Here is an 11,122-nt window from a genome sequence, read left to right on the forward strand (position 1 = left end):
TAAAAATTAAGAGCTTTTTTCAGGTAAAAAAGAAGGTGACTTTTTAGTCACCCTCAACAAAGACAAGAGATGTTTATCTTCCAAGCTCTTTATTAATACGATTCAGAAGATCTTCCATACCTATAGATTGTGCATAAGGCATATGAGCTTTAACTGCCAATTCTGCAAACGGTTCAATATTCGGTTTAACAACAATTAATCCGTTCTTTTCAACCATTTCATTGAGCAGTTTTTCCGTTTCTGTAACAACTAAATTATTTTCATAATCTGTTGCAGTTTTAGCAGCTTTAACAATGATATCTTGCTGTTCTTTAGACAGTCCTTGGAATTTCTTGTCAGACATTGCTAAAGTTACATACTCATATTTATGGGCTGTCAAACTTATATGAGTTTGAACCTCTTGAATTCGTCCACCATAAATAAACGGAATAGGATTCTCCTGAGCATCAATAGTATGTTGCTGAAGTCCGGTATAAACCTCAGACCAAGCCATCGGAGTAGGAGTTGCTCCCATTGCCTTCCATGTATCAACCATTGCAGGGATTTCAGGAACACGAATCTTCAAACCGATTAAATCTTCCGGTGTATTAATCGGTTTATTTGCGGTCGTATGTCTTGGACCACGATCCCACCAATTTAAGATTCTAATTCCAGAACTTTTAAGAACATTTTGAGAAATTTCTTGACCTATCGCTCCATCAACGATTTTTGTATACTCATCATGAGTTCTAAAAAGATACGGTAATTCCAAAATTGAAATTGACTTATCAAAATTACCTAAAACTCCAGCAATTAGAGCAAAGTCAACAGTTCCCATTTTCATACCTTCGGCAAGATCTCTATCTCCACCTAAAGTAGAATTAGGGAAAATCTCTATTTTTATTTTTCCATTTGAAAGTTTCTCAACTTCTTCCTTAAATTTAAGCGAACCTACATGCCATAAATCTTGTTCAGATTGAATATGTCCAAGTTTTAGCGTAATTGTCTCTTCTTCCTTTTCTCCACATCCGGATAAAGAAACAGCCATTGCGGCAAATAAGGCAGATAAACCTATTAATGCTAATTTTTTCATAGTAGCTCTCCTAAAAATTAAGGTTTAACTAAAACTTTAATAACGTGTTCTTTCTTTTCAGCCAAGCATGCTAAAGCATCTTGAGCTTTATCAAGAGGGAAGACTTGCGTTACATAATCTTTTAAATCAAGACCATTGTTAACCAGCTCTACAGCTTCGGCAAAATATTTATGAGCATAAGTCATGCTTCCAATAAGTTTTTGCTCATTAAATACAAAGCCATAGGTATAAACAGGAATATTCTTAGTGATCATCGCTACCAAACCAACTAATCCCTGTTTCTTTGTACAAGATGACGCTTGATCAATAATATTAGGAGCACCCGCACAAACTAAACTTGCATCAACACCAACTCCTCCAGTTATTTCCTTTACGCGAGCTACAACATCTTCCTTTAACGGATCTAAGGCATAATGAGCACCAAATTTTAATGCCATTTCACGGTTATATTCAGCAGTGTCAGTGCAAATAATATTTGTGTATCCTTGTGCCTTTGCAACGGCAAGAGCTAACAAACCGACAGTGCCTGCACCTAAAATCAACAAATTCTTACCAGCCGTTCCAGTATCAATACGATGTAAAGCATGAACAGCAACAGCTAAAGGCTCAATTAAAGTACCAACTTCATACGAAACGTTATCTGCTAATTTATAAGTTTTACATGCTGGTGCAGGGAAGTACTCAACAAAAGTACCTACCCATTTAGGAGTTCCCGGAACACTTTTTTGCAAACACAAATTCTCATTGCCTTCATAACAGAAATGACATTTTCCGCAACCTAATTGAGGTTCAACTGTAACTCTATCCCCAACTTTCAAATTGGTAACATTACTGCCAACTTCTACAATTTCTCCAGCGATTTCATGGCCTAAAATTGCAGGAGCTTTACGAAAAGGGTGACTGCCTAAAAACAAATGCAAATCAGACCCGCAAACCCCTGCCGTATAAGTCTTAATCAAAACTTGATCTGGGGTTATTTGTGGTTTTTCGATTTCTCTGATTTCTACCTTTTTCAAATCTGTAACAAAAGCTGCTTTCATAAAAATAACTCCTTAGTTAAAGGTTTAGTTTTGTTTGATTATGTAGCATGTATTACCTTTTTAAAATCTTAACGTTTATTTTTGTGACATAAATTTTAAAAATATATAAATTTTATAGTAAATCGTGCAATTTTAGGACATTGTTAAATTTAAAATCGTTTGATTTTTATACTGTATAATTAAATTAAGGTTAAATATTCAAACAATTGTTAAGTAAAACGAGAAACGCAAATGACTACGACGAACATAATAAAAATACTTGCCATTTCTCCTTTTCCAGGGCTTGAAACCACAATAAAAAATGTATCAGAAGAATTTCCTGATATTGAAGTCATTTATGAGACGGGAGAACTCCAAAAAGGCGTAGACATTGCTTTACAGTACACAACCCATGAAATTGACGCTATCATCTCTCGCGGCGGCACAGCAAGAATGATAGGCAGTGCCGTTAAAATTCCTACTTTCGATATAGGAATATCTACAAACGATTTAATAAACACTATAGCCCTTGCTAAAAACACGCAAAGTAAAAAAATGTGTCTTGTTGGTTTTAGTGAAGTAACAAATGCCGCGAAATATTTATATCGTCTGTTGGATCGTCCATTAGAAATTTATGTAACAGAAACTGCTCAAGAAAATATAGAACTAATGCATAAATTAAAAAATGAAGGGATGGAATTAGTGATTGGAGATGCAACGTCCGTAAGATTCGCAACGAATGAAGGTATCAATAATATTATGATATCTTCAGGAGAAGACAGCGTACGGAGTTGTTTTAAACAAATTCTTACATTAAAGAAGATGAGTGCTATAACTGAAGATATGGCCCTCATTCAAAGAAATATACTAAAAAATCTTAATACGTCATTCTTTATTATTTCCGAAAACGGAGAATGCATTCATTCCCAAGCTTCAGGAGAAAATTTAACCAAAATATCATTAAATCTAATGCAAGAAATATCAATTTCTTTTTCCAAAAAATTTCTCAATAATCAAATTCAGGATAATATCCATTTCGAAAAAAACAACTCGTCATGGCTTTTAACTTTTAAACCAGATTTTTTCAGGAACAACAAAGTAATCATTGTTATTTGGACAAAACTAAACACACTTAATAATAGCGTAAAATCCTTAATAAAAGATTTATCAAAAATCACCTATCCGTTTGAATTCGAATCATTTAATTCAGCTGATAACAAAATGTCTCAAGCCATTTCGGATGGAAAAACATTTGCCCAGACAACTGCGCCAATATTAATCTCAGGAGAACCTTTTACCGGTCGTCAGCCTATGGCAAATATGATCTATAAGTTAAGTTCGTTCGGTAAAGGCGGTTTTTACGGTATGGACGCTTTAAACTTTACTCCAGAGGTCTTAAAAATCTTATTTGAAAAAAAAGATTCATTTCTAACGTCTTTATCTTTAACTTTGGTAGTTAAAAATCTGCAACATGTTGATTTTTCAATCGCAAAACTATTTCTTGAATATATAAAGTCTAGCGGCTTCTGCAAACATTCAAGACTAATTTGTCTTTTTGATCAACTAGTTGACATAACAAAAGAAGATATTGTTGCATTAACTAGATTTCTTTTAACATCCTTAGGATCCTTAGTAATAACAATTCCGCCCCTACGCGAAAGAAAAAGCGATTTAATGTTTTTAGCAACTTTATCCCTAGGACAATTTTGCAATCTTTATGGAAAAAACTGTAGCGGATTTACTGCAGAAGCAAAGGATTATATTTTAAATCAGCCTTGGCATGGTAATTTACACGAACTTCGTGGAATTATTCGACATGTTGCTGCAATGCTTCAAGGAGATTATGTAACAGAAGAGATCCTGAAACAGGAAATGTCAAAATGGAACAGCCTGTATGAAAAACGTCCAGAAAATATTGAAAACTTTTTACAAGGGTCATTGGAAGAAATAGAAAACAAAATTATTCTAAATATTCTGAGAGAAGAAAACTTTCATAAAACTAAAGTAGCCTCTCGGCTAAAAATCAGCCGCAACACTTTATGGCGAAAAATGAAAGAAATTGGACTTGAATAAAGGGAAAAATATGATTCTATATGTTATGCGCCATGGAACCACAGAATGGAATATTCAGCAAAAAATGCAAGGACAAGCAGACATTCCTTTAAATGAGAAAGGAAAAGAAGATGCAATAAAGGCAAGTTTCAAACTTAAAGATATTCACTTTAACAAATGTTATTGCAGCCCACTAATTAGAGCAAAAGAAACTGCAAATTTAGTTTTATCTGATAAAACGTGTGAAATCATCCCTGAAGATCTTTTAAAAGAAATTACTTTCGGGATCAATGAAGGCAAAACTATGGATATGATAAACAATGACCCTGAAAATGCCTTGCACACATATTTCAGATCTCCTGAAAACTATATCCCGGCAAAAGGTGGAGAATCAGTATACGACCTACTAAAAAGAGGAAATAAGTTTTTAACAAAAATATCAAAAGAAGAACATAACTCTCAAAAAATATTAATAGTATCTCATGGTGCTTTTATAAAAGGCTTAATTACCATTGTAAACCATCAAAGTGCTGCAGACTTTTGGCATCACAAAGAACAGAAAAACTGTGCCGTAACCGTATTTGAATTTAAGGACGGGAAATGGAAGCTGCTTCAGGATGCCGTAGATATCCTTGCAGGAGAAAAATTACAGTAAGCAAAAGCAAAAAGGGTGACATTTAATTTGCCACCCCTTTCCATAAACATCATTTTTAGCTTAAGCTTTTTTTACTTCACCGGCTTTTGCAGCTTGCGCCAAGTTAGTAAGGCGTACGGCTTCAATTGAATTACCGTCAACCTTAATAACCTCAATTGACCATTTAGCAAGAGCGATCTTTTCACCAAGCTCCGGCATTCTTTGTAAATAATCAAGAATAAATCCGGCCATAGTATGATATTGATCGTTTGCAGGCACGGTAAATCCGGTAACACGGGTTATGTCAGTCAATATGGCATCACCCTCGATTCTGAAAACGCCGGGACGAATTCTGACGATTTCAGGTATTTCGGTTTGATCAGGAAGTTCACCTGCGATTTCTTCCATAATGTCGTGAAGTGACGCGACACCTTCAAAATTACCGAACTCATCAAAAATAAAGGCGATGTTTTTCTTTGCTTTTCTAAACTCTTCAAGAGCCTTTAAAATATTTACAGTCTCAGGCAAATAAAGCGGCTGACGAACCTTCTGAGAAAGAGGCAGCTGATTCTTCCCAAGGGACAAGCCCTGAGTCAGAATGTCAATTCTTCTGATATAGCCTAAAGGCTGATCTTTTTGTCCGTCTTTATAGGCGACCAAACGAGAATGAGTTAAAGACAAAGCCTCTTTTTTCAATGATTCATAATCATCATCAAGATCTACCATTTCAAGATCGGGACGCGCGGTCATTACGGCTTTTACCGGCAGTGAAGATAACTGCAATACGCGTGACACCATCTCTTTTTCCTGGGTGTTAAAAACAGAAGATCCTGTTTTTGAAACGATAGCTTCTTTTAAGGTTTGAACCTGATTCTGATTAGAACCAAGAAGCCTCAGCACTAAGTTAGCGGCGATTTCTCGGCTTTGCATTGAGTTAACGCCTGAACCCAAATTTAAAGTATTTTTACGAGCTACCTGATTAAAGATTTCAATGAGGATCGAGAAACCGATTGCGGCATAGAGGTATCCCTTAGGAACATGGAAATGCAAAGCTTCCATGATAAGACTGAAACCGATAAGCAAGAGGAAGCCTAAACAGAGAATAACCAAAGTCGGATGATGGCTTACGAATTCGGTTATAGCCTTACTTGCCAATGTCATGATACCCATAGCTATAACTACGGCAAACATCATGATAAAGACATGGTCAATCATACCTACGGCTGTAATAATGGCATCAAGCGAGAATACCGCGTCTAATACCATGATCTGAAGTACAACCAAACCGAAAGCGTGACCGGCCGCTTTACTTGCAGACAGTTCTTCGTCAAAACCTTCAAGCTTTGAATGAAGCTCATGCGTTGCTTTATATAAAAGGAAAATACCGCCTATCATCATTACGATATCACGTCCTGACACTGCAAAATCGCCTAAATTGAAAAGCGGTTTAGTCATAGACACGATATACGAAATGCATGTCAACAAAATGAGACGAATGACTAAAGCACCGCCCAAACCGGCATAACGAGCTTTCGCCTGCTGATGCTTTGGCAATTTTGCCGACAGAATAGCGATAAATACTAAGTTATCAATACCTAAAACGATTTCGATAACAACCAGAGTTAAAAGACCCAACCATGCAGTCGGATCATTTACCCACGCCATGTCAAACATGACATGATGAGCGACTACAGGATCCATAGCTTTACTTCTTTAACGGTTAAAAGAGAGGAAAATAAATTTATAAAAGAGAAACAACTGTCAGGTGACACTTTTTTTAATACTTTATCGACTTATGCCTTATGGCAGTAATAAAAATATACACTATTATGCGCATATTGCAAGATATGCGCATTCCTAAGAATATTAACGGTCGTTTTTACTAAAGCGTTTTGCAAACCTGCCGTTATCCTCTCTTCCGTAAGATGAACGCTTGGCGTCTCCATAGACAGACTTTCCGGAACGGGAGCCGTACGGATTTCGATCTTTGTCATCAGCTCTTCCTTTTCTGAAAGGATTATGTGATGCATTTAAAGCTTTACGACCTGCGGCTTTAATATTGGCTTTATGTTTGGCAAATTTTTCAAGGGCATGCTTTTTATCATTGCTCATTGAAGCTAAAGAAGTACGGGCAATCTCGCTGCTTTCAAGAGCTTTAAGACCGGCTGCCGCTCTTAAATTATTAATCTCGCTTAGAGTAAGCTCACGATATTTTCCTGCTCTTAATTTATTATCAAGATCCACTCCGGCATAACGAATACGGATAAGACGACTGACTTGTAAGCCCACAGCTTCCCATAAACGACGCACCTCGCGATTACGTCCTTCTTTTAAAGAAACGTGATACCACTGATTACGTCCCTCTCCTCCGGCAAAAACAACTTTATCAAAAGAAGCTTTTCCGTCTTCAAGCATCACGCCTTGTTTTAACGCGGCAATTTGCTCATCGGTCACCTCACCGTAAATACGTGCAGCATAAACACGCTCAATTTCCTTTGAAGGATGCATCAAAGCATTTGCAAGCTCACCATCCGTAGTAAACAGCAGTAAACCTGACGTATTTAAATCAAGACGCCCCACATAAATCCAGCGACCTCCGTCAGGACGGGGTAAATGATCAAAAACCGTAGGACGATCTTCAGGATCTTTGTAAGTAGTGACTTCGCCTTCTGGCTTATAGTACATAAGCACACGGCATTTAGGCTTTTCAGATAACGGGGTCAACACAACTTTTCCGTCAATTTTTACAGTCAAAGGTCCTTCTACACGATCGCCGACCTCTGCGACTTTTCCGTTAACCTCAACTCTTCCGGCTGCAATCAATGCGTCTAATTCACGACGTGATCCGAGGCCTTGTCTTGCCAAGACTTTTTGCAGTTTTTCGCTCACATTACACCTTCAAAAAAAAATCCTCCGCATTTTAGGAGGAATCTACAACGTTACGACCGTGCAGAAACACAATTGAATTCTTCACACAATCGTAAATTAAATCAGCATTAAAGCTTAATAAGATATTTTAACATACTGACTTTTTTCTATGAAAGAAATCATCGCAGCAGACATTTTACCTCACTGAAAAAACAGCCAAAAAACATTAAATCTTTTACAGTTTCATCCATCAGAATTCTGATGGAAACTAACTTTTTTATAATTAAATTTTGATTGATAATATATATACGGAAACATCAACAGGAGGTTAGTTATGTTCTGCGCTAATCGTCCTGCAGGAACAGTATTTGCGGCACGCGCCGCTTTTGCACTTGCAGGATTTGCAATTGCGTCATGGGCACCTTTAGTGCCTTATATTAAAGAAGAGCTTTCTTTAACTCATTTAGAGCTCTCACGCATCATTCTTCTGATGGGCACCGGCTCAATCATAGGAATGCTTCTTATTTCGTTTTTTATAAGTTTTGCCGGCATCCAGAATGCGCTGTCACTTTCAGCGGCTGCGCTTACGGGATCTTTGTTGCTGCTTGCTGCAATGCCCCCGATTCATCTGCTTGCCCCGACAGTATTTATTTTCGGTTTAACGCTAGGATGCGTTGAAGTCGGTGGAAATATTTACGGAACACATCTTGAGAAAACGACAAAAAGGATATTGCTGCCGTCAATGCACGGATGTTATTCATTAGGAGAAATCATAGCTCTTGCCATTATCTGCGCTTTAATTTTCTTAAAATTCAGTATTTTTGCAGCAATAGCTATTCCGTCCGTAATTTTAACCGGAATAACATTAAATGCCTTACGCAGCATAGGCAGCGTAGCGATCTTTAACCCTGATAAAAAGCACAAAGAGAAACTGTTCGTACTGCCCAAAGGTGCCGTAATTTTCTTTGCATTTATTTCAAGCCTTATTTATATGGTTGAAGGCGGAATGCTTGATTGGTCAGGTCTTTTCTTATTGCAAAAAACCGATATCAGTATCGGATTTGCTAGCTCTGCCTACATTGTCTTAATTATCGCTATGGCAGCAGGTCGTTTTTCAGGAGCTTATTTAATCGGTAAATTTAAAAACTACAAAGTCGTGTTGGGCGGAGTAAGTCTCTGCGCTACCGCACTTATAGCCGTATACTTTGCGCAAAATTTAATTATTATCTACGCCTGCTTTATGGTTTTGGGTTTTGCTCTAGCCAATATTATGCCTATCTGCATTTCGCTTGCTGGAAAGCAACAGAGCATGCCGGTCATAGCTGCTGTATCATCAATTTCAACTTGCGGGTACGGAGCTTTGATTTTAGGCCCTGCTTTAATCGGCTTCATGTCTGAACTCATAACCTTAAACGGAGCATTCGGCGCATTAGGCTTGATGTCATTAGCATTGTCATTCATTATTATTTATAAAAGAAGACTATTTGCTATAGCTTAGAAAATACTCCTCACTTAAAAGGAGAAAAAATGGACTTTAACTTCAACCAGCTTCAAGCCTTCGTTTTAGCCGCCAAATTAGGATCTTTTTCCCAAACTGCGCGGCATATGGGCAAAGCTCAATCGGTAATTTCAGGATATATCCGTGATTTAGAAGACGATCTTAATTATCAGCTGTTTAAACGCGGACATAAAATTGAACTTACAGAACGCGGCTCCCTTCTATTAAAGCATGTAAAGAAGTTGGTTGAAGACGGAGAAATCTTTTACGAAAGGGCTATGGCGCTTCATGATACAACCCAGCCAAGTCTTCATTTCGGTATTGATTTTTCTATATATGATGCGGAGCTTTTCCATGTTTTACGTCAATATGCAGAAGCTTTTCCGCATCTAGCTCTGCGCTTGTCACCGATTTCATCTTTTGAAGTAAAAGAACTAATGCTTGAATACGATCTGGACGTGGCTCTTTACTTTAATCATAACGAAACACTGCCGTTTAATTTCTCGCATTTACGCCAAGTCCCCAACCGCATAATTGTAGGGAAAAACCATCCGCTTGCCGCACAAAAAGAAATAACACGCGATCTGTTAGCCAAACATCGCCAAATCGTTATCTGCTCAAATCTAAGTCGCGATGCCAAAGGAATTACCGTATCTCCTAATGCTTGGGAAGTCGATAATTATTACTATGCCCTATCATTAGTGTCTCATAACGTCGGTTTTGCCATTGTTCCGGAACTTTTAACCGATCTTGATTACGAATTCACAAAAAGTATCATTGCCCTTAATGATGATAACCTTAATTTTCCTGACGCAACTTTATCATTAGTATGGAAAGACGGATTGTCTGAACTTAAACATTTTAATTTTTTAAAAGAAAAGATCTGTAAAGCCTATTCAATCTGATTTGTTAAAAAATTTCCTCTATCTTAAATTAGGGCAAAGACAAACTTAAAAAACAAAAGCATAAATAAAAAAATCCTCATTGATAAGCCTTAATAACAACCAATGAGGAACCTACGATTTAAAAAAAGATAGAGAAAATTTTTGCCTTATTTTCTCTTGTACTCAATAAGACAAACCAAAGCTGAAGCCATAATTATGAAATATCCCCATAATTCAGCGGTTTCTTCAACCAGTCTCTTCATATCCACATGAAAATTAGGACCTAAAGCATTCTCCCAGAATACTTTCATTCCGAACATACGCGAAAAAATCAAAACTACCGTAACGCCGGCAAACAGCCAGTAAAATGAATACTTTTCCAAGCTGGAGCTAATATCATCAATAACCTTTTTATATCCTGAACGCAGACTTGAGTAAACGAACAAAGCCGTAGCGACTAAAGCAAAATAAACCCAGCTGCCATGAAATAAATAAGTGTCAAAAAAGGCATCAAGCTCTCTAATCATAAGACAGACAAGGAAACCGCTTATCAATATATAAAATTTATTGGGAGCCTGTCTTCCTATAAAACAATAAATTGCTGCAGAGGCCAAAAGAAGAAAAGTTTGCGTGTTTTCCACAAGGCCTTGCTCTGAAAACTTATCTTCAGGAAACAAAATAGTATCTGCAAAAGCCACTCCAAAAGTAATAAAACAAGTTAAAGATGCTCCTATAAAACATCCAACAGCTTTTAAAATAACAAGACTGTCTTTACTCATGACTTTTTCCGCTATTAATTTTCTTCTTTCTCCGTGAAAACTTTACTCAAAATTAGAAGTTTTGAGTTTTGTTGCATCCTGATATCACGAATTAAAGCTTGATAATTTCAGCTTTAAAAATTTCATGCAACATGGGCTTGTAGCCGTACCCCATATATTTAAGGGAACAAATTTTATACGTTATTTTTTTCGTTATAAAAACATTTCTTGACCAAATGTCCGTATATATGAGGCTTTTCAAAAAAAAATTTTACATAAAATTAGCTTCATCAGACATATATAAAACATTAGGTAAAAATAAATAAAAAATTGTACA

General features: G+C 36.8%; 9 protein-coding genes. 4 read left to right on the plus strand and 5 right to left on the minus strand.

Annotated features, from left to right (window positions below):
• Positions 1-73: 73 nt before the first annotated feature.
• Positions 74-1,072 (minus strand): TRAP transporter substrate-binding protein, encoded by a 999-nt coding sequence (locus QZ019_RS07375; RefSeq protein ID WP_289512145.1) that lies wholly within the window; start codon positions 1,070-1,072, stop codon positions 74-76.
• A gap of 17 nt (positions 1,073-1,089) precedes the next feature.
• Complete coding sequence (locus QZ019_RS07380) at positions 1,090-2,112, minus strand: alcohol dehydrogenase catalytic domain-containing protein (RefSeq protein WP_249082520.1); 1,023 nt, start codon at positions 2,110-2,112, stop codon at positions 1,090-1,092.
• 231 nt (positions 2,113-2,343) lie between these two features.
• Here QZ019_RS07380 and QZ019_RS07385 point away from each other — a divergent pair, with 231 nt between their 5' ends.
• Both QZ019_RS07385 and QZ019_RS07390 read left to right on the plus strand, forming a co-directional pair.
• Positions 2,344-4,164 carry a sigma-54-dependent transcriptional regulator gene (locus tag QZ019_RS07385; protein WP_249082523.1) on the plus strand — a complete coding sequence of 607 codons (1,821 nt, stop codon included), beginning with the start codon at positions 2,344-2,346 and terminating at the stop codon, positions 4,162-4,164.
• A gap of 10 nt (positions 4,165-4,174) precedes the next feature.
• Positions 4,175-4,798, plus strand: coding sequence for a histidine phosphatase family protein (locus QZ019_RS07390; RefSeq protein ID WP_295483753.1), 624 nt, complete (start codon positions 4,175-4,177; stop codon positions 4,796-4,798).
• A 60-nt stretch (positions 4,799-4,858) separates the two neighbouring features.
• On the opposite strand, the gene QZ019_RS07395 is transcribed toward QZ019_RS07390, so the two are convergent.
• Complete coding sequence (locus QZ019_RS07395; RefSeq protein WP_294566420.1) at positions 4,859-6,478, minus strand: TerC family protein; 1,620 nt, start codon at positions 6,476-6,478, stop codon at positions 4,859-4,861.
• A 165-nt stretch (positions 6,479-6,643) separates the two neighbouring features.
• Positions 6,644-7,666: a 23S rRNA pseudouridine(2605) synthase RluB gene (rluB, locus tag QZ019_RS07400; protein ID WP_295483757.1), complete on the minus strand. Its 1,023-nt coding sequence runs from the start codon at positions 7,664-7,666 to the stop codon at positions 6,644-6,646.
• A 313-nt stretch (positions 7,667-7,979) separates the two neighbouring features.
• Here rluB and QZ019_RS07405 point away from each other — a divergent pair, with 313 nt between their 5' ends.
• Both QZ019_RS07405 and QZ019_RS07410 read left to right on the plus strand, forming a co-directional pair.
• Positions 7,980-9,143, plus strand: coding sequence for an MFS transporter (locus tag QZ019_RS07405; protein ID WP_295483760.1), 1,164 nt, complete (start codon positions 7,980-7,982; stop codon positions 9,141-9,143).
• A 29-nt stretch (positions 9,144-9,172) separates the two neighbouring features.
• Positions 9,173-10,048, plus strand: coding sequence for a LysR family transcriptional regulator (locus QZ019_RS07410; RefSeq protein WP_295483762.1), 876 nt, complete (start codon positions 9,173-9,175; stop codon positions 10,046-10,048).
• Positions 10,049-10,194: 146 nt separating this feature from the next.
• Here QZ019_RS07410 and QZ019_RS07415 read toward each other — a convergent pair whose 3' ends face one another.
• A complete protein-coding gene (locus QZ019_RS07415; RefSeq protein ID WP_295483765.1) occupies positions 10,195-10,806 on the minus strand; it encodes a hypothetical protein in 612 nt (203 codons plus the stop codon).
• Positions 10,807-11,122 lie beyond the last annotated feature (316 nt).

The sequence above is a fragment of the uncultured Succinatimonas sp. genome (assembly GCF_905203285.1).
Taxonomy (GTDB): domain Bacteria; phylum Pseudomonadota; class Gammaproteobacteria; order Enterobacterales; family Succinivibrionaceae; genus Succinatimonas.